19 protein-coding genes and 1 pseudogene are annotated in these 24062 nt (G+C 43.0%); 3 read left to right on the forward strand and 17 right to left on the reverse strand.

All coding sequences use genetic code 11. The annotated features are described in order from the left end of the window. Positions 1-88 precede the first annotated feature (88 nt). Positions 89-352, forward strand: coding sequence for a ubiquinone biosynthesis accessory factor UbiK (ubiK, locus tag AUR67_RS15730; protein ID WP_054561163.1), 264 nt, complete (start codon positions 89-91; stop codon positions 350-352). A gap of 50 nt (positions 353-402) precedes the next feature. Here ubiK and can read toward each other — a convergent pair whose 3' ends face one another. The 7 genes from can to ilvG all read right to left on the reverse strand — a co-directional run bounded on the left by can (position 403) and on the right by ilvG (position 8852). Then, positions 403-1065 (reverse strand): carbonate dehydratase, encoded by a 663-nt coding sequence (gene can, locus AUR67_RS15735; protein WP_054561164.1) that lies wholly within the window; start codon positions 1063-1065, stop codon positions 403-405. 18 nt (positions 1066-1083) lie between these two features. Then, positions 1084-2262 (reverse strand): methyltransferase, encoded by a 1179-nt coding sequence (locus tag AUR67_RS15740; protein ID WP_058585965.1) that lies wholly within the window; start codon positions 2260-2262, stop codon positions 1084-1086. Positions 2263-2311: 49 nt separating this feature from the next. Next, positions 2312-3307, reverse strand: a complete 996-nt coding sequence (locus AUR67_RS15745; protein ID WP_058585989.1) for an ABC transporter substrate-binding protein — start codon at positions 3305-3307, stop codon at positions 2312-2314. Positions 3308-3444: 137 nt separating this feature from the next. Further along, complete coding sequence (gene ilvA, locus AUR67_RS15750) at positions 3445-4998, reverse strand: threonine ammonia-lyase, biosynthetic (protein ID WP_058585966.1); 1554 nt, start codon at positions 4996-4998, stop codon at positions 3445-3447. A gap of 2 nt (positions 4999-5000) precedes the next feature. After that, on the reverse strand, positions 5001-6857 hold the full coding sequence (gene ilvD / locus AUR67_RS15755) for a dihydroxy-acid dehydratase (RefSeq protein WP_058585967.1): 1857 nt from the start codon (positions 6855-6857) through the stop codon (positions 5001-5003). A 103-nt stretch (positions 6858-6960) separates the two neighbouring features. After that, positions 6961-7206, reverse strand: a complete 246-nt coding sequence (ilvM, locus tag AUR67_RS15760) for an acetolactate synthase 2 small subunit (protein WP_054554110.1) — start codon at positions 7204-7206, stop codon at positions 6961-6963. Beyond that, the gene (gene ilvG / locus AUR67_RS15765) at positions 7203-8852 is read right to left on the reverse strand and encodes an acetolactate synthase 2 catalytic subunit (protein ID WP_058585968.1); all 1650 of its coding nucleotides are present in this window, start codon (positions 8850-8852) and stop codon (positions 7203-7205) included. The genes ilvM and ilvG overlap by 4 nt, the downstream gene beginning before the upstream one ends. 536 nt (positions 8853-9388) lie before the next feature. Between ilvG and AUR67_RS15770 the strand changes: the two genes are divergently transcribed. Continuing rightward, a complete protein-coding gene (locus AUR67_RS15770; protein ID WP_058585969.1) occupies positions 9389-10267 on the forward strand; it encodes a TraB/GumN family protein in 879 nt (292 codons plus the stop codon). A gap of 26 nt (positions 10268-10293) precedes the next feature. Here AUR67_RS15770 and modF read toward each other — a convergent pair whose 3' ends face one another. Beyond that, positions 10294-11751: a molybdate ABC transporter ATP-binding protein ModF gene (gene modF / locus AUR67_RS15775; RefSeq protein WP_058585970.1), complete on the reverse strand. Its 1458-nt coding sequence runs from the start codon at positions 11749-11751 to the stop codon at positions 10294-10296. Between the two features lie 129 nt (positions 11752-11880). Here modF and AUR67_RS15780 point away from each other — a divergent pair, with 129 nt between their 5' ends. Then, on the forward strand, positions 11881-12504 hold the full coding sequence (locus tag AUR67_RS15780) for a hypothetical protein (protein ID WP_058585971.1): 624 nt from the start codon (positions 11881-11883) through the stop codon (positions 12502-12504). Positions 12505-12517: 13 nt separating this feature from the next. Here the strand turns inward: AUR67_RS15780 and AUR67_RS15785 are convergent, their stop codons facing one another. The 9 genes and pseudogenes from AUR67_RS15785 to tuf form a co-directional block, all read right to left on the reverse strand. Then, the gene (locus AUR67_RS15785; RefSeq protein ID WP_058585972.1) at positions 12518-14269 is read right to left on the reverse strand and encodes a response regulator; all 1752 of its coding nucleotides are present in this window, start codon (positions 14267-14269) and stop codon (positions 12518-12520) included. A gap of 92 nt (positions 14270-14361) precedes the next feature. Next, positions 14362-16698 (reverse strand): fatty acid cis/trans isomerase, encoded by a 2337-nt coding sequence (locus AUR67_RS15790; RefSeq protein WP_058585973.1) that lies wholly within the window; start codon positions 16696-16698, stop codon positions 14362-14364. Next, positions 16695-17075, reverse strand: coding sequence for a hypothetical protein (locus AUR67_RS15795; protein ID WP_058585974.1), 381 nt, complete (start codon positions 17073-17075; stop codon positions 16695-16697). Before AUR67_RS15795 ends, AUR67_RS15790 begins: the two co-directional genes overlap by 4 nt. Before the next feature lie 138 nt (positions 17076-17213). Further along, entirely contained in the window at positions 17214-17879 is a 666-nt protein-coding gene (locus tag AUR67_RS15800; protein ID WP_054561175.1) for an SDR family oxidoreductase, read from the reverse strand. A gap of 114 nt (positions 17880-17993) precedes the next feature. Beyond that, positions 17994-18788: a VOC family protein gene (locus AUR67_RS15805; protein ID WP_058585975.1), complete on the reverse strand. Its 795-nt coding sequence runs from the start codon at positions 18786-18788 to the stop codon at positions 17994-17996. Positions 18789-18972: 184 nt separating this feature from the next. Further along, entirely contained in the window at positions 18973-19689 is a 717-nt protein-coding gene (locus AUR67_RS15810; protein WP_058585976.1) for a hypothetical protein, read from the reverse strand. 72 nt (positions 19690-19761) lie between these two features. Next, positions 19762-21558 carry an alkaline phosphatase gene (locus tag AUR67_RS15815; RefSeq protein WP_058585977.1) on the reverse strand — a complete coding sequence of 599 codons (1797 nt, stop codon included), beginning with the start codon at positions 21556-21558 and terminating at the stop codon, positions 19762-19764. Positions 21559-21569: 11 nt separating this feature from the next. Further along, a complete protein-coding gene (locus AUR67_RS15820; protein WP_058585978.1) occupies positions 21570-23159 on the reverse strand; it encodes an alkaline phosphatase in 1590 nt (529 codons plus the stop codon). Positions 23160-23652: 493 nt separating this feature from the next. Next, positions 23653-24062, reverse strand: a pseudogene (gene tuf, locus AUR67_RS15825) (elongation factor Tu); the annotation flags it as partial.

Raw genomic sequence — 24062 nt, forward strand, 5'->3', positions numbered from 1 at the left:
AGACAGGACGGGCAATTTTACCGTAATCACTACACTACGCCTAGCCAATAAGGTAAGATTGTTTTTTTACGTGACTCAAGGGACGAAGATGATCAACCCAGCAAAACTTGAAGAAATCGCTAAGCAAATTACTGATAACATGCCGCAAGGCGTGAAAAACCTTGCCGAAACAGTTGAAGGCAAAACAAAGCAAGCTATTCAAAACAAACTTGCTGAGATGGACTTTGTAAGCCGTGATGAGTTTGATATTCAAAGCCAAGTACTTATTCGTACTCGTGAAAAACTCACTGAGCTTGAAGAGAAAGTTGCATTACTCGAGCAGCAACTTGCTAGCAAACAAGACGAACAATAAAAAAGGAGAGCGAATTAGCTCTCCTTTTTTCTACCTAGCTAGTTTAGGTATTAGCTTTTTTCTGCCACACGTTCAAATACGCGCTTAACGGCAATACCGTAGGTATCACTAGCTTCTTCAGCACAGGTCACTACCGACTCTAGATCATTAAGATGACCATTTGCTAAGCCATACACCCAACCATGAATTGTTAACTCTTGGCCTTTCGCCCAAGCATCTTGCACAATGTTAGTACGGCAAACGTTACGTACTTGTTCGATAACGTTTAGTTCAATTAAGCTATTTAAACGCTCTTGCTCAGGTAATGCATTGAGTTGTTCGATGTGTTTTTCTTTTACATCACCTACGTGGCGTAGCCAGTTATCAATTAAGCCAAAACGCGCTTCGTTTAATACTGCTTGAACACCACCACAGCCATAGTGACCAACAACCATGATGTGCTTCACTTTCAATACTTCAACAGCGTATTGCATTACAGAAAGGCAGTTATGGTCGGTATGCACAACGACATTTGCTACGTTACGGTGAACAAATAGCTCACCCGGTAACAAGTCTACGATTTCGTTTGCAGGTACACGCGAGTCAGAACAACCGATCCACAGGTACTCTGGATTTTGCTGCATTGATAGAATTTTGAAAAACTCAGGATCATTTTCACTCGTACGCGCTGCCCAACGTTTATTATTCTCGAATAAATTTTTTAACTTTCTCATTGCGCCTCTTTACGGTATTTAATAATTAGCTTGGATCAAGATATTCCTTGGTGTCAGCTGCTTTTCGCAAAACGTACTAACCGTTACTTGATACCCTTGTTGTTGCAAATATAAAGCACGATCGAGCACGAGCCAAACTTCAATTGCCCTTCTGAACACATGTCGGACGAGTTCAACTCGCTCAGTAACCCTTTTGCGCTTTTTACCTATCTCTAAAAATTTATTGTAATCAATACCTTCTGGTAAATGTAATGATTTTTTCTCAGCTGCCCACAAACAAAATGAGCTAAACGAATCAGAGAAGACCGCTTTGTTCACTGATGGCACACTCACATAGTGCATTTCACCGGTCAGTGATTTACGTAACGCATCAAATCCAAGACGCCATTCAACCTCTGTTTTTCTTACCTTATCAACTCGGCTCGGTGCTGTTACCGTTTCTTGCAGCGCCAATTTTAAATCGCGATGAGTAAGCGCAAGTTGGCTTTGCATGGCAGGCTCGCTCATTGCTTGATAGGCGTTATCTGTGAATAAATGATAACAGCACGGTGAAAAACTGATTTGTTGGGTTTTCGCTTTGCTTGCTTGGTGCATAAATGTTTGATGCAAACGACCGCAAGCATGCAAAGCAACTGCATGCTGCTGGCTTTCAAAAAAGCCATCAGTGTCATCGGTTAATACATCAGCTTGTGAAAACTGCATCGCCAATTGCTGTTGCTTAGCACTGTGTTGACCTTGGTCGCACAAGTGTTGTTGTAGCTCAATACTATGTACACTTGGCGCACCATTGAATGCCAACATGCGACCTAAATGCCCTTTACCAGCGCACCATTCTAAAACAGGCTGGTTTAATGACTGCTGACTGATCGCCGCGACAAAGTCTTGTAGTTGCTCAAACTTACGGCCTTTAATGCCATTACTTATCCAAAACGGAAATTCATTACGGGCAGCACTTATCGCTGGTAAATCACACAATTCAGCCAGCTTTTCGATGTGTTCGATTTCATCAGTAAAATAACGATATAAAGCCTGCTGATCGGCATCAAGTTCACTCACTTGTTGGTCATCAAGCGCCCATAATAAGTTGGCTAATTCAGGCCAAGGAAGATCATCAAAATCAAATGCGGTACATTGCCAGTATTGGCGGGTTGAAAATAGCAGTGCATCTAAGGCAGCAAAGTGCTCGGCAAGTGTCATAACTACTTAGCGACAAGAAATAAAAAGCAGTATAACAGATTTATCTTATTTAACGTCGGTTACTACTGATCAAACGAATGTACAATGGCACACATGCAATGCTTAAAATGATGGCTAGGATCAGCATCCAAGATAGCTCAACCCCTTCTGTTTGCTGTTGATCATACATAAAGCCATCAAAAGCCTGATCAAACTCATCCTGATCTAAGCCATATAAATCTGCAATCAAACGCCACTTTGCCATCGACATATTGCCTAAATTAATCCCCGGTGGTTGAATGTAGCTCGCTAAAACATGGGCTTCATAGGCCAGCTCTTGTACGCTTTTATGGGGGGCATAGTGCTGCTTGGTTACGTCGATGCTTTCTTCTAAGTGTAATAAGGCATACCGCCACCCTTTTAAGCTGGCACGATAAAAGCGCTCTACAACCTCAGGCTTTTTCGCTAAAAACCGCTCAGAGGTATATAAAATATCGCCATACACATTCAAACCAAACTTTTGCGGGCAAATAAGTCGGTGACCTACTCCTTGTAATGTCATCGTATAAGGCTCATTGGTGACATAAACTTGCACCGCATCTAAATCACCAGCAAGCCACTCTTTAATACCGCCTTCATGGCTAGCTGCCATCAAGCTTTCTAGGCTCAATCCTGCGCGCTGTAACATCACCAATAATTCAGCATTTTCAATTGAGCCGATTTTACTTAGCTTTTTACCAGCAAAGTCTCTAGGCTGAAAAATATCTGAGTTATTTTTTACCATCCAGCAGTAAGGTGAAAACTGCAGTATGGCTCCTAGGGCAACAACCGGAGCGCCTTGCTGACGCTTTTGTAATATGCCTGAGTGAGTAATGGCGAAGTCGGCTGTACCGCTTAGTACTTTAGGGAAGGTATCTGGGTGGTTTGGATCAGCAGGAATAATAGAGACATCAAGGCCAGCTTCCTTATAAAAGCCTTTTTCAGCAGCCATATAATAGCCTGCAAATTGAAACTGGTGAGTCCATTTTAACTGTAAGCTAACTTTATCAGCGCACTGCGCGCTCATAGTTAGTATTAAACAGATTAACCCTAATAGGCTTTTTATACCTTGCACGCATCATCCTTGCTTGAAACCGTGCATTAACTATAGGAAAAATAGAGAAAAAAACAAGGCTGCTAATTAGCAGCCTTGATTATATTAAGCTACTGATTTGCCGCTTTAACTTCGCTAAGTCCTTGACCTTGGCTGGTTAAGAACTGGGTGAAACATGGGTTGTTTGTTTCATCTTGAACGTTGTATCCCAAACGGTTCAAATGCTCATTGAATACCTCATAATCACTCGGTTCAATAGCAAAGGCCGCCAGCACATTACCAATTGCCCCACCATGGTTGCGATAATGGAATAAAGTGATATTCCAATTACTACCAAGGGTATCTAAGAATCGTGCCAGTGCACCTGGGTATTCAGGAAACTCAAAGCGCAGTAAACGCTCATGAAGTTGAGCTGGCGCTTTACCACCCACCATATAACGAACATGCAATTTAGCCAGCTCGTTATCTGATAGATCGCAAAACGTGTAGTCATTTTCTGTCAGTGCGGCTTTTAATTCATCAAGCTCTTGCTGCCCTTGTCTTAAGGCAATACCAACAAAAATTTGTGCTTCGCCGGGGCCTGCATAACGGTAATTAAACTCGGTGATAGCTCTGCCACCTAATGAGTTACAAAACTGCTTAAAGCTACCCTTCTCTTCTTTAATAGTCACAGCAAGAAGTGCTTCATTCTTTTCACCGAGAGCCGTTCGCTCAGCAACATAGCGTAAGCGGTCAAAGTTTAAGTTTGCACCCGATAAAATCGCAGCTACGTTTAAGCCTTTAACACCATTTTGTTGGCACCACTTTTTAAGGCCCGCTGTTGATAGCGCCCCAGAAGGTTCTGCTATCGCACGAGTCGAAACAAAGATATCTTGCATTGCGGCGCAGATTTCGTCGCCCGTTACAGTGACCACTTCATCACAAAACTTTTGCGCTAAACGAAATGTTTCTGTGCCGATAACTTTTACGGCTACACCATCTGCAAAGCTACCAACACGCTCAAGCTCAACAGGCTTGCCTGCTTCAAGCGCTGCTTTTAGGCAAGCACTCTCATCAGCTTCAACACCAATGACTTTGATATCTGGGCGTAACGACTTAATGTACACTGCCATGCCTGCTAGCAAGCCACCACCGCCAACAGGAATAAAGACAGCATCAAGGTCGTTCAATTGCTGCATTAATTCACGGGCAACGGTACCTTGGCCAACAATCACATCAGGATCATCAAACGGTGGTACAAACACCCCATTACGCTGCTCTGTTAGCTCTAAGGCATGGGCTTTTGCCGCATCAAAATGATGGCCGTGTAATACCACTTCACCACCGAGTGAACGTACTGCATTCACTTTAATTTCTGGTGTTGTGACTGGCATCACAATCGTTGCTTTATGGCCTAAAAATGAGGCACTGAGTGCAACGCCTTGCGCATGGTTACCCGCTGAGGCTGTGATTACATCAGAACCTTTTGGCAACTTGCTTAGTTTATGAAAAGCACCACGAAGCTTAAATGAGTAAACCGGTTGTTGGTCTTCACGCTTTAGCCATACATGGTTGCCTAGCCGTGCACTAAGATCAGCCATTTCGCTGACCTCAGTGACTTTTGCAAGGGGCTCCATGTTCGCTTGGATAATAGCGCGAAAGTAATCGAGCTCTTGAGAAACCATAATTAACTTAGCTCCTCAAGTTTTGCTAAATCGCGAACAGCTCCTTTGTCTGCACTGGTTGCAAGTAACGCATAGGCTTTAAGTGCAGATGAAACATAGCGGTCACGATCAAGTGGTTTATAAGCATCTTTACCGCGTGCAAGTTGCTTTTGTTTACGTGCTTCAAGCTCTTCATCAGACAGCGCTAAAGTGATTTCACGGGTTGCGATATCAATTACTATTTTATCGCCATTTTCGACATAAGCGATTGCACCACCACTTGCTGCTTCTGGTGAAACGTGACCAATTGATAAACCCGATGTACCACCCGAGAAACGACCATCGGTGATAAGCGCACATTTTTCACCTAAGCCCACTGATTTTAAGTAACTCGTTGGATATAGCATTTCTTGCATGCCTGGGCCACCTTTTGGTCCTTCGTAGCGAATTACCACAACATCACCGGCTTTCACTTCGCCGTTAAGAATACCCTCTACCGAATCATCTTGTGATTCATAAACAACCGCAGGGCCTTCAAAATGCAGCATTTCTTCAACTACACCAGCACTTTTAACAATACAGCCATCAAGAGCTAAGTTACCTGATAGTACAGCTAAACCACCATCTTGACGAAAGGCATTTTCAACACTGCGGATACAGCCGTTTTCACGGTCGTTATCAAGTTCTGGCCAGCGGCACTCTTGGCTCATTGCTTTTGTAGTGCGGATACCGGCAGGACCTGCTTTATAGAATTTTTGCGCTACTTCATTATTAGGATCGGTGGCATCCCATTTAGCCACCATTTCAGCCATAGTATGACCTGCAACGTGATCAACAGATAAATCGACAAGGCCTGCTTTACCAAGCTCACGAACAATTGCCATCATGCCACCAGCACGGTGCACATCTTCAATATGATATTTATTGGTTGCAGGTGCCACTTTACAAAGGAAAGGTGTTTTACGAGAAAGCTCATCGATGTGCGACATATCAAAATCAACACCCGCTTCTTGCGCTGCAGCTAATAAGTGTAAAACCGTGTTTGATGAGCCACCCATCGCGATATCAACCACCATCGCATTCATAAAAGCAGTACGATTTGCAATAGCGCGAGGTAACACTGCTGCATTATCTTTTTGATAATACTCACGACATAAATCAACAATGCGCGCACCTGCTTCAACGTAAAGCTGCTTACGGTCTTTGTGCGTAGCAAGTGTGGTACCGTTACCCGGCAGTGCTAAACCAATCGCTTCTAATAAGCAGTTCATCGAGTTAGCAGTAAACATGCCCGAACATGAACCACAAGTAGGACACGCAGAGCGCTCTACTTTTTCAGAGTCTTCATCGCTTACTGTGGTATCAGCGCCTTTTACCATGGCATCCACTAAATCAAGTTTAATGTCGATATCAGCAAGGCGTGTTTTACCTGCTTCCATTGGACCACCTGATACGAAAATAACCGGAATATTTAAACGCAGTGCTGCTAGCATCATCCCTGGGGTGATTTTGTCGCAGTTAGAAATACAGATCATGGCATCGGCACAGTGTGCATTAACCATGTATTCCACAGAGTCAGCAATTAAGTCACGCGATGGTAGTGAATACAGCATGCCGCCGTGACCCATTGCGATACCATCATCGATTGCAATAGTATTAAATTCTTTTGGTACACCACCGGCTTCAGTGATGGTTTCAGCCATTAGCTCACTAAGTTGGTTAAGGTGAACATGACCCGGTACAAACTGAGTATATGAGTTAACAACAGCGATAATTGGCTTACCGAAGTCTTTATCTGTCATCCCTGTTGCTCGCCATAAAGCACGCGCCCCTGCACGTTTGCGACCTTCTGTTGTTGTTGCACTTCTTAATTTAGCCATAATTACCTCAGTTGTTGCAGTGGCATGCCACTGACTTCCTCATTCCTAATTTATTTCTCACTAAAGCATCAATCTGATTGCTTTAGTTACCTGTTGATTTTTACTAGATTGCTTGTTGTTGAAATTGGTTTTCAACATTGACGTGTTTAACATCAACCAATTTATTCAATTGTGATGTTAGTAGATAAATTGGCTTATCGCTGTCTACCGTCATAGTGACGTGAAACGCTTCATCAGCCATTTCTAAATTCATGGTTGTTAGGTCAAAGCCGCGATGACGCGCAACGCGTAAAAAGCGCTCTACAGCGACACTTTGATTCTTTAATGCAATCGTTAGGGTGTGTTTCATTTTACTGTCTCCGTCATCATTTCATCATTAGCTGCACCGGGTGGTACAAGCGGCCATACATTTTCTTTATCATCTATGCAGGCATGCAGAATGTATGGACCTTCACTATTTACTAACGCATCAACCGCAGCATCGACTTCATCTGCTTTAGTGATGGTTTGACCTGGAATGCCAAACACCGCTGCTAACTGCACAAAATCAGGATTATCTGAAAGGTTTGTTTCAGAATAACGACCTTCAAAAAATAGCTGCTGCCATTGACGTACCATACCTAAGCGCTGGTTATCTAGGATTAGAATTTTAACTGGCAGATTGTTACGGCGAATTGTTGCCAGTTCTTGAATGTTCATCATGATTGAGCCATCGCCCGACACCGTGATCACAAAATCATTTGGGCGAGCAACTTGGGCGCCGATAGCGGCCGGTAAACCAAAGCCCATGGTACCCGCACCACCACTACTTAAATGATTACTTGGGTGGCTAAACTTCATGTGCTGTGCCACCCACATTTGGTGCTGACCAACATCACAGCACACGACGCCAGTTGATGGCATTTTTTGACTTAGCTGGTTTAATAAATAGGGGGCAAATACTTTTTCGCCCGGATAGTCATAACGCCATGCATGCTCTTTCATCATGCTTTCGATGTGCGTTAACCACTCATCAGGAGTTACAAAGCAATCAAGTTGCGGTAATGACGTTTTTAAATCTGCGACTAATGATGCTTTTGCAGGCTTACGCTTACCAACCTCTGCCGCGTCGATATCAAGGTGTATCACTTTTGCTTTTGCGGCAAACTTGCTTAAATTGCCAGTAACACGGTCGTCAAAGCGAGCACCGATACAAACCAAAACATCACATTCTTGCACTGCTAAGTTAGCCGCTTTACCGCCATGCATACCTAACATGCCAAGATCATATTCATAATCAGGTAATACGCTGCCTAGCGCTTTTAGAGTTGATACCGCAGGCATATGTGTTTTTTCTAAAAACTGCATAAGCTCGTTTTGTGCATCAGCAGCCTGTACACCACCACCGATATACGCCACAGGGCGCTGCGCTTCACTTAAGATTTGGTTAGCTATCGCAACTTGGTTTGCGTCTAATTTTGGTAAATGATCTTCGGCGGCTAACCAAGGGTGAAATGGTACTTGCGCCATTTGGATGTCTTTTGGGATATCAACTAATACTGGACCAGGGCGGCCGCTTTGCGCTAGGTGGATGGCTTCTTGTAGTATTTCGGCTAAATCTTCAGCTCTTTCAACCATGTAACTATGTTTAGTACATGATAACGACATACCTAACACATCCACTTCCTGAAAGGCGTCGGAGCCTATCGCTGCGGTAGGTACTTGCCCTGTGATTGCAAGTAACGGCACTGAATCCATCATCGCATCAGCAAGGGCTGTTATTAAGTTAGTCGCACCAGGGCCTGAAGTTGCAAAGCACACACCTAACTTGCCTGTGCTGCGGGCAAACCCTACAGCTGCAAAACCAGCCCCTTGTTCATGACGCGTCAAATAATGTTTGACTGGCGCACCGTACAAGGCGTCGTAAATAGGCATGATGGCACCACCTGGGTATCCAAAAACATCCTTAACGCCATGTTTGGCTAATAAATCGATTGTTAACTCTGCGCCTGTCATCGTAAATCCTCATTCCTCAGTGACATTGTGTATTTGCTGCGACTCAAACCTTAAAACGAAAAAGCCCCCCGGACTGTTAAGTGCGGGGGGCTTTTTAAATGCTTCACTTTTCTCTAAGCACTAACTAGCCCCCGCGGTAATAATAATCACCACGACGTTAATTAGAATTAGAGAAAGTTTGTTTGTAAGCATTTATCTGTAACCAAATTCTGTTCATTTGTAGCGGAAATCTAGCCATCCCGCTGTCTTTTTCTATTAGTACCGCGCTGGGGCTTGTAAGTCAACATAAAAATCAATTCAAAAAAAAGGCTGAAAAGCAAAATTAAAGAAATAAATATTCAACAATTTCACATATAAAGATTTATATTTCACTATTTACTAAAAATTGAAATTTCATACCTCGTTATTTGCCATTCTATGATTGATTAATTTTTAGCAATTTGATGTGATTTTTCTGCATAAAGCCGATTTAATTTAACGCCTCAAAGAAAAATTAGTTTAGTATTGAAAATAACCACGTTATGAAAAGGAAAGTTATGAAATTCGTCCAGCGTATTAATGCCCTGTTTTTTATGGTGCTACTACTTGGTTTTAGCCAATATGCACTTGCAGAGCCGGGGTTATGGAAAGTAGAAAAAAACGGCGTTACTTCTTATTTATTCGGTACCGTGCATGTGGGTGACAACAGCATGAAAGGCTTACCAAGTAAGGTAACAAAAGCACTCGATAACTCAGATAAAGTCATTGTTGAGGTCGATATCAGCGCCATTTCACCAATGGAAATGCAGCGTCGCTCATTACCATTTATGATGCTAAAAAATGGCAAAACCTTACAATCAGAATTATCACCAGAAAACTATGCAAAACTGCAAAAGTACTTCGCTGATAAATCAATTGATATTGCGATGTTTAAAAACTTAGCACCGTGGGCGGTGATGGTCACCATGATGCAGATGGAGTTCCAAAGTGTTGGTTTTTCAGATCAATACGGCATTGACAAGCAAGTACTTGCTTACGCTCAAGAACATAAAATATCTATTGGTGAGCTCGAAACTCTTGAACGCCAAATGGAAATGTTTGAGCACTTAGCAATTATGAATGACAAGATGATCGAAGAAACATTCGAGCAACTTGCAGACGTAGATACCTACTTTTTTGGTCTTATCAAGGCTTGGAAATCGGGTGATATGAAAACACTTACGCAGTTTTACAATGAAAGCTTTGATGACTCTCAATATGGTCAACTAAGCGAGCAAGTGATGTTGATAGACCGTAACAACGATTGGGTTAATCAACTATCGACTCGCATAGGTAAAGAAAAGCTGTTCATTGCAGTGGGCGCTTTGCACTTACCAGAGCAACACGGCTTATTGAAGCAATTAACAGATAAAGGTTTTACCATTACCCGTATCTAAATGATTTAAATCATTAAAAAAGCGCCTTATGGCGCTTTTTTTGTGAAATCTGCCATCTCTAAATAATTGTTGATACCGGCTATTTTGTCACTCGCGTGGTGATTAACATACACCACGGTGCTGGTGCCTGCAGCGCAGATTTTTTCTATTAGTAATAACACGCGTTGCCTATTCGCTTCATCGAGGCCTAAGCAAGGCTCATCAAGGATCAATAAGTTAGGGTGTTTAACCATAGCACGAGCAATCAACAATAAACGCTGATCACCAAAAGACAGCTGGCTAAATGAACTGCTTTGTTTGTCACTTAAACCTAATAACGCTAACCACTTTTTGGCAATGGCAAGTTGCTTATCGGTGGCTTTTTGGTAAAGACCAATGCTGTCATAAAAGCCCGAAACAACCGTATTGAGCGCGGTGATACTCACTCGATAATCCATATGCAGCGCGTTAGAAATATAACCAATGTGCTGTTTAATTTGCCAAATACTCTCACCGCTTCCACGCTGGTAGCCAAACACCTTGATATCGTTGCTGTAACACTGCGGGTTATCACCTGTGATAAGGTTCAGCAAACAGGTTTTACCTGAGCCATTTTTACCTGTTAGCTGCCAATGTTCGCCTTGGTTAATTTGCCAGTTGAGTTTTTCAAATACAGTCTCACCGCCATAACTCACTGCTGCGTTATTGAGTCTTACCAGCATTGAATCTGTGAGCGGAGGCGCTTGATGGTCAATATCTGTCTCAGGTATTTGTAACTGAGTATGAGTGAGATGCAATAGCTTAAGTAAATCATCGCGCTGCTCAGGTGTAGGCTTTGCTAATTGCTCTGTGACATGACCCTCTTTAACGTAGGCGTAATGATCAACAAAGTCAGGGATCTCAGTTAAGCGATTGAGCACAAAAATAAGGGTTGTTGTTTTACTAAGCTCTGCGAATAGCTGATTAAGCCCTGCCATTGCCGTAACATCTAAACCATCAAAAGGCTCATCAAGCACAAGTAAATCTGGTCGGCCTATTATGGCTTGGATCAGCATCAGTTTGCGGGTTTCACCGGTCGATAAATCGCGAAATGCCTTGCTAAGTTTGTCACTAAAATCAAATAGGCTTATTAACTGCTGTAGCAAATCACTATCAAGCTGTTGCTCGTCTCGACCTGCAATAATTAACTCATAAACCGTACTCGAAGGCGTAACGCCATCAATAATATCATCTTGATCTTTTGTTAGCTCAGCCGCAAGGAGCTGCTTTTGGCTGTCTGGCGAAACCAATGCAATACACTCAAAGCTATTCTCATACTGGCCTTTTTCTATTTTCGCAAAACCGGCAATGGCAGCTGCCACCGCCGATTTACCCGCCCCATTCGCACCAAGTAATACCCATTGCTGCAATGGCGATACATTGATATTGAGATCATCTAAATAATAAACGTCATTGCCCTGCCCCTTTAGGCTAGCTTTAACATTAACCAACTGCACTTGTTGCACTTTGAATCCTCATTCTAAGTTACCGTTAACTTGACGTTACCGTATTCGATAAAAAATTAAAAATCGTTTAAACCTTTTTTGAACACAGCTGCGACTAAGGTATAAAAGGTCATCAACAGGAAACAGACAATGAAAAAATTACTTTGTGTAGCAGCAATTGGCTTAGCACTAACAACAACATACGCAATGGCAAAAGATTCACGTGAACTAAATCACAACTTTGCTGTGAGTGGCGCAAGCCAGCTTGATATTGATTTTCCGGTGGGCAGCTTAGAAGTCGAAAGCTATGACGGTAGCGAAGTCGTCGTTACGGTTCGCATTGAACCAAAAAATGACAATAGCTGGTTCAGCTCTGATGTCGATTTATCAGATATTGAATTAAGCCACTCGCAAAGTGCCAGCTCACTTAGCTTAAAATTAGATAACGACGACATTCAACAGAACTGGCATGTAAAAATGCCTAAATCGATGGCAATTGATGTTGAACTTGGTGTTGGCGATATTGAAATTAACGACGCAAGTAATTCAGTTGAGATTGAGCTTGGTGTGGGCGCGGTAAGAATTGATAGCGCGCTTGATGACTACAAACGTATCGAGCTTGATACAGGTGTGGGCGACACTAAAATTCGCGGCTTAATAAATGACGGTAACACTAGCCGTAAAGTGGTTAGCTCGCATTCAAGCTATCGTGGCAATGGCCAATACGATATCGAAGTCGAAGTGGGTGTTGGCGACATTAAAGTAACGAACTAATTTAACGCTTTGGTTATCCCTGTGAGCTCTCAGTAAATAAAATGCTGAGAGCTTTTTGCACTGAATCTAACGAGATCGGTTTATATACGTGCAAGTTTGCCCCAAGCTCGTACACTCGTTGTAAATCATCATTCGATGTATTGGCGGTCACCACCAAAATTGGCACCTGTTGCCCCTGCTCGTTACGAATAATATCAATCGCTTTAAAGCCATCCATAACTGGCATATTTAAATCCATAAAAATTAAATCGTAGTGCTTATCTGAGGCTTTATCTGTGGCAATTAAGCCATTTTCCGCCACGTCAAAGCTGTAATTTAAATGGCTAACCATGCGTCCTAAAATAGTGGCGTTAAGCGGGTTATCTTCAACAATTAAGCAGTGTAAAGACTGTGGCAATAGCGCTGGCATTGCTGAGTTAACCGTGTTTTCTAGCTCTAAATTAATTACCACTTTCACACCATGTGGCTCAGCATTGAGAAATTGAATTTCTCCTTTTAATGCTTTAACAATGTGCATAACCCTAAGCAGCCCCGTTTTTAAGCCTTGAAAATGTTGCTCTGAGTCATTTTCGTAACTAAGTAAATCTGTCGGCGGCTTTTCAAAGCCTTTACCGTTATCTTGTATTTCCATTACAAAGTGCTGCTCACCTTGGCATGCAGCTGTTACGGCAATACGGCCTTGGCTTGGAGTAAATTTAACGGCATTGTTAATGATTTCAGCAACGATTTGAGTCAACCTTGCATGGTCAGTGCTCACCTCTTTATTGAGTGACTCAGCTAAGTTCACGCTCAAGGTAATACCTTTATCGTTACAGGCATATTCATAGGGTGAGATAGCTTGCTTTAATGTTGATAACAAATTGCTGCTAGTAAAACTTAACTGCCATTCTCCCGAGGTTAGCTGCTGTAAGTCCATTAATTCGTCTAGCATAGCCACCAGCCTGTTAACGCAATAAAGCGCCTGCTGTTTAGTCAGCTGCTGACTGTCGCTGATATCGAGCGCTTCGATGGATGCGGTTAAACCTTGCAATGGTGTTCTAAATTCATGACTGGTACGGGCAATAAAGCGCTCTTTATTTTTATTAACACGCTCAGCAAACTCTTTTTGTTCTTTGTACTTAGCAATATTTTTAGTGACCAGTTTCTCCATGGGTTTAAAAATGAAAAATAACTCAATGGCTAATAACGTCATGGCGATGAACCAAAACAATAGCTCTAAAACCGCCAAAAATGTGACTTTTTGAACTGATTTTTGTTCAAGTAATTTAACCGCTTGGTCTAGCTTTGTGAGTAGTGCTTCAAGCTGATTGCTAACAAATGTTGAGCGGTCCACATAGGCAAAATTATCGGTATTGTTTAATAGCTGCTGCGCTTTACTCACATAGCGCTTCACGTGCTCATCTAATGCGGTAGGCGGCGAGAAGTAATGGGCCTCAAGCGCCTCATTTAAATGAATATAGTGACCTTGCTCATCCTGCTGAATTAAAAATTGATGCCCTGCAATAAATTGCTCAACCGCTTGTTGCAATAGCCTTCGGTGTTGCTGTTGGAAATGATCGGATTCATGGTAAATGAGTGCATTGCCGTACAAGGCTATTTTTTGTGACAGCATGCGTTGCTTACCGGCAATATTGATAACCTTGGCATCACCCTTTTGGATATACAAAAGGCTCTGTATCAAGATGGCTGATACAGAGATCAATATGGCAATCGCCAATAACCCCCAGCGATATCGTTTTCGGATATCTGTGACTAGCTGCAACATGCTTTACTCATTATTTTTTAAAATAATTGTAGTTCATAGAATACAAGAAAGCCCACTTGAAGTGGGCTTTAAACATGATAGTTAACAGAAATTTATCGATTTTCGAGTCGGTTATAGTCAAATAACCCAAATTCAACGCCGCGATACTCTTTCGCTACACGGTGTAAAATATCGCTGTATTGCCAAAACTGTGGATGTGTTCGGCGAATAGCGAACTCACTTTTCAGATCTCTGTAAGCTGCTTCATCTGTTGCTTTAGCAAGCCCAGTGGCAAAAGCTGCAATTTGCTGGTCATTGTGTAAATACCAAATGGCTTCTGGGTAATCACCTATGAATCCAGGCACAATTGTTACTGTATCTTCGTCATAAGCTCGTTGCCCTTCTTCATTCAATAAGCTCGAAATATTGTAATGAGCATTATGATGGATCAGGGTATAGGCCTTGTGCTTATCATCGCCATCTTTGACTAACACAAACGAAATTTGTGGCAGCAAGTTCACTGCTTTAACCGGAAGGTTGTTAATTTTAGCAAGTGGCTCAGGTACTTTCGTATAGTCATAACGAGGGCTTAAAATTGGCTTAAGCTTCTCTTTTAGCATATTGAACAACTCTGACTGCGGGTCCATTGTTTTGTATTCAATGCCCGTAGGTTGGCTAAATGACAATTCATCTTCAAAGAAACTCGTTAAGCTAGGTGGTGATTTACGATACCACTGAGCTTTAATTTCTTTACGCTTAGCTTCTGGTAATAATGCAAGGTAGTTTGCTTCACCCTCTAAACGTAAAAAGTCCATATACAAACGAGTTAATAACTGATGACCAATATTGCCATACACATCAAACCCCGCCACCAGCAAGTAGTGAATACGTTCAAATAGTGCGTAATCGAGTATCCAGGCGGTTTTTGGTTGCTGGCCTATCCAGCCTTTTACAACTGTTGCGCTATCAAAGTGGCGGAACACTGTAAGTGCTGCATTTTGGTTATGGCCATCACCCTGCCAAAGTAAATCGGTTGTTAGGTGCTGACCGTTCTCAAACATCTTATTAGCCAGTGCAACTTTGGCTGACAAATATTTGTTTTGGCGTTTTGAATACTTCACCCAACTAGAAATGGGCAAGGCGTTGCTTTCTTCTTCTGCTGGTAATGCTAAGGCATCTTCATGTTGTAACAACAATTCACCCACTTTAGGTGTCGCCGCCATTTCAGGTTTAGCAAACCCCACCCAGAACTGGTCGTTAATCACGTTTAACGCGATTTGACCTCGACAAACAGGCCCTTTAATAAAGCCCATAATAATAAGCTCAGCTTCATCAAGCATAAATTGATAACGTGAGTTTACTGGGATTGCAGCAAAGGCTTTAAATGGGTTTGAAGCCACTTCTGGTTTATAGCTTGGTAGTTTATTTACTTGATAATCAGCTTCAATAAATTGCGAATGGATGCGTGCAAGCTTTTCGTCATTTAATGCTAAAGGTAAATGTGTTTTCGCTAAGATAGTCGAGCGGTCATGCATTAAACGGTAGTAAACACGCTCAACTTTAGGGTCTTCATAAGGGCGACGAGTGCTAATGTGTTTGATCTCTTCACCCGGCGGCGTTGAAGAGCGAACTAGCTTAAAGTAGCTGTGTTTATCGCCATGTTCAGGGAAGTAAATATGCGCTAAATACCAGTGCTCATAAATATAGCGAGCAGCCAGTTGATGCTTTAAACCATCTTGATTTAAGAACGCTTCCCAACGTTCAACTTGTTTTAGTACGCCTTCTTCAGGAGGCTCAATATGAGCAAGGTAACCGCCCTTCTTAAGCCATTTAGCAAGGTGTTGAAACTCTTCGCTTGAGATCCCCGGCAAACCATAAGGCATACCACTGTGTGGGTTATCTTTAGCGAATGAGTCAAACTCATTCATTGTGGTACATGTTTGTTCACGATCGAGTGAAAAATCAAACTCATCGCCTAAAATAGCTTGCTTAGGAAGAGGGCTACTTTGCTTAAGTACTAAGGCATTATAAAGCACGCTACCAGCTAGGTTCGCTTCTTCGGTTTGTGCTCGCTCGTTAAGTACTGGCGTAAAGCCTTTTTCACGCCACTGGGCGGTAGAAGTCGCATCAAACAGTAAGCGGCTTGGCTCTTGGGCTAATAAGCGAGTGCCGTCATAAACTCGCTCTTTACTTAAGCCGCGGTCAATACCTTCCACAGAAGATAACTTAAGCTGACATGGTGCGTCATAACAGCCGTGACAAACTACACAACGAGTGTCGAGTACCGGCTTTACATCACTTAAAAACTCCGCGCCTTCAAGTGTTGATGCAGCAACAACGCGCTCTCTTGGTTGCTCTTCACCAAACAGTTCATCGTAATGAGCGGCACCTAAATATGCACAGCCACTTAATAGAATAAGACCAAATACGGTAGTGAGGAGTTTTCTCATCCTTCCTCCTCGATATCTTCAACGTCATCGCCTAAATCAAAGGTTGGCATCATATCGACTTGCGGCGATACAAAGGTTTGGTCGTTGTCGCAACTAAGCATAGCGCTCAATAATGGCCCACGAACGAGTGTCAGCTGCGCATAATGCTCACCATCAATCAATGCTTGATAGTCATCATTTAACGCTTCAAGACGATATTCATTAATGGCAATTGCGACACTGCTATCTACAGCTGGATTTTGGCAAAGCTGCGCGAGTAACTCTTCGCTTAGCGTTACATGTAATAGTAAATCTGGAGATTCGATATCGCGGCTGTGAAGGTTTTCATCGAAATAAAAAAGAGGAAGGGTTAAATCGCTATTTTGCTCTAATTCCATGTGCTGCTCTCTACATCAAAATGACTTTTAATTGTACGAGTATAGCAAACTATAAGTTCAATAATTAGCGAAACTTATCAGCCGTTAGCAGCTTTTTAGCCGCTAACTAACCGAATTATAAAAACAGTGAAAAATGCATTACCAAGGTAGCGTTTCGCCGTTTGAATGCCAAAACCCACCTGTGTTGCTAAGATTTAATTCGTCAATCCGCTTGATGAGCCGCTCTGCTGCAGTTTCAGGGCTAATATCGCCGGCAAAATTAACCATTTGCGTTTGTACAAAGCCCGGGTGGAATAACCCTACGGCAATTTTTTTATCTTTTAACTCATGGGCTAAACTAACACTGGCGGCATTAAGTGCCGCTTTTGACATACGATAGCCAATGTAACCGCCCGAGCCATTATCAGCAATTGAGCCCATGCGCGATGTGATCATCGCCACTTTGGCATCAATGCCTAAGCTTTGCTGTAATGCATGAGTAATGCGAATAGGTGCGATACTGTTCACACTAATTTGCTTTTCTATAGCAGCAAAGTCCATATCAGCTAATGTTTCGTTATGAAAAATACCGGCGTTGTTAACCAAAATATCAATCTTGTCGCCGTGTAAGTAATTGGCAAGTGTTGCAACATCATCGGCATCAGCCACATCAATATCGCTAATAATTTTCACATCGAGTGCTTGAAGCTCCTCACTTGGCGTGCGAACCACTGCAGTAACACGGTAACCTTGGGCTGAATACTGTTTACAAAAATTAAGACCAATACCTTTATTGGCCCCCGTAACCACTACATGCTTAGTCATCAATCTGCTCCTTAATTAGCTTTTTATACCCAAACCACCTCAAGGTGCGAGTTTGTGCATTTTGAGGTGGCTTAGATATATATACCTTGGGACAGATTGGCAAAAACCAATAGCTTAAGTTAATTCATCAATGGTTGATTTAAGTATAGAAAATACGGCCCCTTGTGGATCAGTAATCACACTAAAGCGCCCAACATCGGGGATATCTGTTGCTGGCACACAAATAGCCCCATTAAGCTGCGTTGCTTTAGCGACAGCCTGATCGCAATCTGCTACTGCAAAATACGGCATCCAATGAGGTGGAATATCATCTGGCCATTCATTTGTCATTTCAAGCATGCCTGCAATCGGTTGCTCATCAATGGTAAATAAGGTGTAGTCCATCCCCTCCATTGGTTTCACCTCAAACTGCCATCCGAATAACTGACAATAAAAGTCGCGACTTGTTTGCATGTCTTTCGACACAAGCTCAAACCAGTAAGGCAGGTTAAGCTCTTGCACTCGTTTTGCCCCGATATGCTCACCGGCTTGCCATAAGGCAAATGTTGCACCGCCTGGTTCTTGTAGCATCACCATGCGACCTGCCGTCATAACATCATGCGGCCCTGCCAATACAGTTGCACCTAATGATTTTGCCAGCTCTGTGCTTTGGTCAACATCATCAACAGCAATGTACAATAACCAATGGGTTGGCATCTCGCTCATACTTGCTGGCAGTTGATACATAGCGGCAATATCATCACCTTGTTTTTTCAGCATGGTGTAATACATATCTTCGCCTATCGGCTGGTCATCAAAACCCCAGTCAAAAAGTTGCGTATAAAACTGCTTTGCAGCTTGCCAGTCTTTCGCGCATAACTCGGCCCAGCAGAAAGTACCTGCTGGGTGTTTTGTATTTATTTTTGTCATGACTGTTCCTCCTTGGTTAAACTTAAGCAACAATGGCACAATTTACCAATCAAACCAGACAATAGTTGCAACACTTCGTAGAAATAAGTAATTTTGCCTTAACTAAACAAACAATAAACTGCTCTAGAAGCACTGAGTTACAGAGACAAAAATGCCGCTAAAAAAGCGGCATTGTAATAATTAATTAGTGGTGATGGCCATGCTCACCTTTGAGCTGATTACCTTGCGCATCATAAAATCCGCTTGCACCATGCTCAACAAACCCTAAGTTGATCATTTTAGCTAAAAACGGATCGCTTTCATTATCACCGATATCTGCGTAATCGGTCGTTTGATAGTTATCCCATTTTGCAAATTCTGCCTGAATCTTTTGCTGGTTGTGATGACTGGCTGTTAAAGCTATTTCACGGCTATATGTTGGTGTTGAAATACGAATTGCTTTGAGTAACTTTTGATTGGCAAGCCAGCTTAGCTCTATTTTGCTATCACCCTGCTGTTGTGTGTAATATTCTGTTAGCTCACAGCCTTCCCCCAAGCTTTTTTGGTGCGTCATAGAGGCTAAAAACTTATCACTTACTAACTGATATTTGCTACTCCAATCTTGTTCACCTTGCACTTCCGATGGTTGATACTCAATACCACGCTGGGCATGCTGAAAATAACGAATTGGGCGAATTTGTTGATTGCGCAACTGTTGCCATAATTCAACAAACTGTGGATTCTGCTTAGCCACCTGGTGAGGCGTACGCCAAAGGGTAAAGGTGTTTTCAGTATGCTGCTTATTAGCAACTATATCTGTTGTGACCGTATAGTCTGCTTGCGTAAAACCGGTGTTCATATCGCATTGCCCTGCAACAGCAAGTGGGCTAAGTAATGAGGCAAGTAAGATGGCTGCTTTCACGGGATTCTCTTTTGTCTTGGTTTACTTTATAACTAATTGAGTAAGGGAGGCTTAGAGCCTCCCAAACACTCATTATTGTGCTAATTTAGCATCGGCTTGTTTAACAAGGTCAGCGGCATAATCCATAACATGGAAAATAAGACTTTGCTCATTAGTGCCTGTTACTAAATGTGCACCTGGGCCTACTGCATACACACCCACATCTTCTGCTGCGTGTGTTTCAGAGCCTAGTGGTACGACGGCTTCTTGGTGGAAACCTGGTGTTGTTGTGTCAACATCAGTTAAATCAACACGACCCGTTACCGGCGCAAAGTTATAGCCTGCATCAGCATCAGTCTCATCACCTAAGTCGCGGAAACCGCCACCATTTGTATAACCAACCGTTGTGTATGGCATGTTATCTGCTGCAAGTGATGGTTCATCACTACCCACAGGTACCACTTTACCTAAGATTGGGTTACCGCGTTTTGGGTAGCCTGCAATGGTAAATACGTGGCTGTGGTCAGCTGTTACTATGATTAACGTGTCTTCGATGCTAGTTTTATCAAGAGCAACTTGAACTGCTTTAGAAAGCTCAACAGTATCGCTTAGTGCATTGTAAGCATTACCAGCGTGGTGACCGTGGTCAATACGGCCAGCTTCAACTGTTAGCATGAAACCATTGGCGTTGTTATCTAACACATCAATTGCTTTTGCTGTCATCTCAGCAAGCGAAGGTTCGCCAGCTACATCGTTTGCACGATCTGCTTCGTATTGCATATGTGATTCATTAAATAAACCAAATACGCGTTCTGTTGACTCTGCATCGATTGCATCAAAACCAGCTTGGTCCATCACATATTGACCTGCTGGGTATTTAGCTTTCCATTCAGCAGTTAGGTCGCGACCATCTGTACGGTCACCTTCGACTGAGCTCACAGCATCAGCTGAGTTAAAAGCTGCGTCTTTCGGTAAGAAATGACGACGACCGCCGCCCATCACAACCTCTAAACCATCAACATCGAGGCCTTCGTAGCGTGCTTCTAGGTTTGCTTCAAAATTAACTAATTGCGATGCAATATCTTCACAGCCAGCGGTAACCGCTGCTTCTGGCATGTCTGATACGTCTTCCCAGTTACGGTCAGCCGATTTTGCATACGTTGCTGCAGGCGTTGCGTGAGTGATACGCGCTGTCGAAACAATACCAGTCGACTTACCGGCAATCTCAGCAAGCTCAGTGGCTGTGACTAGTTCATTTCCTGCAACCGTTGCACAGTTACCACGCTCGATGTCTTCATCAACACCGATAACGCCAGCATCTGTTTTTACGCCCGATGCCATTGCTGTCATCGTACCCGCAGAATCAGGTGTTTGCGCATCAACGTTATAGGTTTTAGCAAACCCTGAGAACGGTAGGGTTTCAAAGCTAAGTTGATGCTCTTCACCCAACTTACCTTCGAGCTGACCGGCCATGATACGTGCTGCCGTCACGGTTGAAATACCCATGCCGTCACCAACAAATAGAATCACGTTTTTCGCTTTACCAGACTCTTTTACAACGGCAGCAATGTTTTCTTCGCTAGTAGCGACTTTAACTTGTGCTGACTTGAACCATTCATTATCGGTCAACGGCGCTAATTGCGATGCCGTTAACGACGTTGCTGGTGCATTACAAGCAACGGTTGTATCCATTACTTCTGCTGAGTCTAGCTCACCGTTATCGTTACTATCTTCACCTGTTAGGGTTTCTGTACCACCGTTTACGCACTGCTCAGAACCAACAGCTAATGTATTTTCAACGGTTAATGTTTTTGGTGAGTTGTCATCGTCATCAGAACAACCCGCTAATGCCACTACTACAGCAAGAGAAATTAAATTTAGTTTTTTCATCGTCGTCGCCATTATTCTTCAATTAGTTCTAGAGCTTGGTTAATGATGTGGAAAATTACGTTTTGCTCCACAACGCCTTGTGCTAGTTGCGCACCTGGACCTTTTGCATGAAGTGAAATATCTTCACCCGCATGAGTCTCAGAACCTAATGGCACGGTAGCTTCTTGGTGATAACCAGGCGTAGTTGTATCAACACCCGTTAGATCAACACGACCTGCAAATGCCGCTTCGCTATATGATGCATCTGCATCAGTTTCATCACCTAAATCGCGAAAACCTAAACCATTTGCATAACCAACTGTGGTGTACGGCATACCATCTGCCGCAAGGCTTGGCTCTTCGCTACCAATAGCAACCACTTGACCTAAGATTGGATTACCGCGCTTTGGATAACCCGCGATAGTAAATACGTGGCTGTGGTCAGCAGTAACAAGAATAAGTGTTTCTTCTGGGTTGGTGTTCTCTACTGCTGTTTGCACTGCTTTGGCAAATTCAACGGTATCGTTTAACGCGTTATAAGCATTACCCGCATGGTGACCATGGTCGATACGACCAGACTCAACGGTTAAGAAAAAGCCTTTTTCATTGCTCTTTAAGATGTCGATCGCTTTACCTGTCATTTCAGATAATGACGGCTCACCCGCTACATCGTTAGCGCGATCTGCTTCGTATTGCATGTGTGATTCGTTAAATAATGCGAATACACGTTTGCTGTCAGCATTTAGCGTATCGAAGCCAGCTTGGTCCATAACGTACTTACCATCAGGGTACATTTCTTGCCATTCAGCCGTTAGGTCACGCTCATCAGTTCGGTCGCCTTCTACTTCACTGACTGCATCAGCTGAATTGAACGCTGCATCTTTCGGTAGGAAGTGACGACGTCCACCGCCCATCACAACTTCAAGACCATCTACGTCAGTGCCTACGAAGCGTGCTTCTAGGTTCTTCTCAAAATTAACAAGTTGTGAGGCAATATCTTCACAACCGGCTTCCACAGCATCAGCTGGCATATCTGATACGTCTTCCCAGTTACGGTCAGCCGATTTTGCATACGTTGCAGCCGGTGTTGCGTGAGTAATACGCGCCGTTGAGACAACACCTGTTGCTAGACCTTTAATTTCAGCCAGCTCTGTTGCGGTAATTAACTCATTACCTGCAACAGTTGCACACTCGCCACGCTCGATATTTTCGTTAACACCAATTACACCTACATCGGTTTTAACACCTGAAATAATTGCTGTCATTGTGCCTGCAGAGTCAGGGGTTTGCGCATCAACGTTATAAGTTTTGATTTGCGCTGAGTAAGGGAATTCTTCAAAGCTAAGTAAGCCTTCTTCGCCTGACTTGCCTTCCATTTGCCCCGCCATAATACGCGATGCAGTCAGCGTTGAGATACCCATACCATCGCCAACAAATAAAATGACATTTTTAGCTTTAAACGTTTGCTCAACCTGAGCCGCCGCCTCTTTTTCTGTTAATTTTGTTTCAGCAGCATTATACCAATCATTTTGTTTTTGACTGTCTGGTAACACACCTGCATTGGCCGTCGCTGACAATGCCAGCGTTAAACCAATTGCAGTAGCAATTTTATTAATTTTCATCGTTACGTTCCGTTAGTACGTTATTTTAAGAATTTGAGTGCTAACTAAACTGCACTTGGATAATTAGCGCAGCCATACTAAGAAGGCATTGTTACTAAAAAAGTGAGTTTTCATGACGAAATGATGAAACCCAAAAAAGTAGTTCAAGAAGGTAAGCAATTAGTTTTAGAGGAAATAATAGGGTTAGGTTCTAGGGGTGAGTTAGCGAGTTAGCGAGGGTAAAGGTTCTAGGTTCTAGGTCAAGCCTATTCGAGAGAGTGCTTTATGATGGTTTGGGTTTACCAAAGAAAAGGTTTACATGGATTATGTTGGGTTTCGCTTCGCTCAAACCAACCTACCCGAAGAGTGAACAGGGCGAATGCTGAGTGAGACACCGCACAAAACAACTCCACCAATCTAATCTGACGTCTGAAAGCTGATAGCTTTTCTACAGACATTAAAAAAGGCCGCCTAAGCGACCTTTTTATAAGCTGTAGAGCTCTATCTGTTGATATTACTCAACGATAGTTGCAACAACACCAGCACCAACTGTACGGCCACCTTCACGGATAGCGAAGCGTAAACCTTCGTCCATCGCGATTGGGCAGATTAGTTCTACAGTCATCTTGATGTTATCACCAGGCATTACCATTTCAACGCCGTCTGGTAACTGTACGTCACCTGTTACGTCAGTTGTACGGAAGTAGAACTGTGGACGGTAACCTTTGAAGAATGGAGTGTGACGACCACCTTCATCTTTAGAAAGTACGTATACTTCTGAAGTGAACTTCGTGTGTGGAGTGATTGAACCAGGCTTAGCTAGTACTTGACCACGCTCAACGTCTTCACGCTTAGTACCACGTAGAAGTGCACCGATGTTCTCACCCGCACGACCTTCGTCTAGAAGCTTACGGAACATCTCAA

The sequence above is a fragment of the Pseudoalteromonas sp. XI10 genome (assembly GCF_001469895.1).
Taxonomy (GTDB): domain Bacteria; phylum Pseudomonadota; class Gammaproteobacteria; order Enterobacterales; family Alteromonadaceae; genus Pseudoalteromonas.

Excerpts from the sequence above, each read along its gene's own strand:
- ubiK (WP_054561163.1), top strand. The coding sequence starts at position 89 with ATGATCAACCCAGCAAAACTTGAAGAAATCGCTAAGCAAATTACTGAT.
- can (WP_054561164.1), bottom strand. The coding sequence starts at position 1,065 with ATGAGAAAGTTAAAAAATTTATTCGAGAATAATAAACGTTGGGCAGCG.
- AUR67_RS15740 (WP_058585965.1), bottom strand. The coding sequence starts at position 2,262 with ATGACACTTGCCGAGCACTTTGCTGCCTTAGATGCACTGCTATTTTCA.
- AUR67_RS15745 (WP_058585989.1), bottom strand. The coding sequence starts at position 3,307 with ATGAGCGCGCAGTGCGCTGATAAAGTTAGCTTACAGTTAAAATGGACT.
- ilvA (WP_058585966.1), bottom strand. The coding sequence starts at position 4,998 with ATGGTTTCTCAAGAGCTCGATTACTTTCGCGCTATTATCCAAGCGAAC.
- ilvD (WP_058585967.1), bottom strand. The coding sequence starts at position 6,857 with ATGGCTAAATTAAGAAGTGCAACAACAACAGAAGGTCGCAAACGTGCA.
- ilvM (WP_054554110.1), bottom strand. The coding sequence starts at position 7,206 with ATGAAACACACCCTAACGATTGCATTAAAGAATCAAAGTGTCGCTGTA.
- ilvG (WP_058585968.1), bottom strand. The coding sequence starts at position 8,852 with ATGACAGGCGCAGAGTTAACAATCGATTTATTAGCCAAACATGGCGTT.
- AUR67_RS15770 (WP_058585969.1), top strand. The coding sequence starts at position 9,389 with ATGAAATTCGTCCAGCGTATTAATGCCCTGTTTTTTATGGTGCTACTA.
- AUR67_RS15780 (WP_058585971.1), top strand. The coding sequence starts at position 11,881 with ATGAAAAAATTACTTTGTGTAGCAGCAATTGGCTTAGCACTAACAACA.
- AUR67_RS15785 (WP_058585972.1), bottom strand. The coding sequence starts at position 14,269 with ATGTTGCAGCTAGTCACAGATATCCGAAAACGATATCGCTGGGGGTTA.
- AUR67_RS15790 (WP_058585973.1), bottom strand. The coding sequence starts at position 16,698 with ATGAGAAAACTCCTCACTACCGTATTTGGTCTTATTCTATTAAGTGGC.
- AUR67_RS15795 (WP_058585974.1), bottom strand. The coding sequence starts at position 17,075 with ATGGAATTAGAGCAAAATAGCGATTTAACCCTTCCTCTTTTTTATTTC.
- AUR67_RS15800 (WP_054561175.1), bottom strand. The coding sequence starts at position 17,879 with ATGACTAAGCATGTAGTGGTTACGGGGGCCAATAAAGGTATTGGTCTT.
- AUR67_RS15805 (WP_058585975.1), bottom strand. The coding sequence starts at position 18,788 with ATGACAAAAATAAATACAAAACACCCAGCAGGTACTTTCTGCTGGGCC.
- AUR67_RS15815 (WP_058585977.1), bottom strand. The coding sequence starts at position 21,558 with ATGAAAAAACTAAATTTAATTTCTCTTGCTGTAGTAGTGGCATTAGCG.
- AUR67_RS15820 (WP_058585978.1), bottom strand. The coding sequence starts at position 23,159 with ATGAAAATTAATAAAATTGCTACTGCAATTGGTTTAACGCTGGCATTG.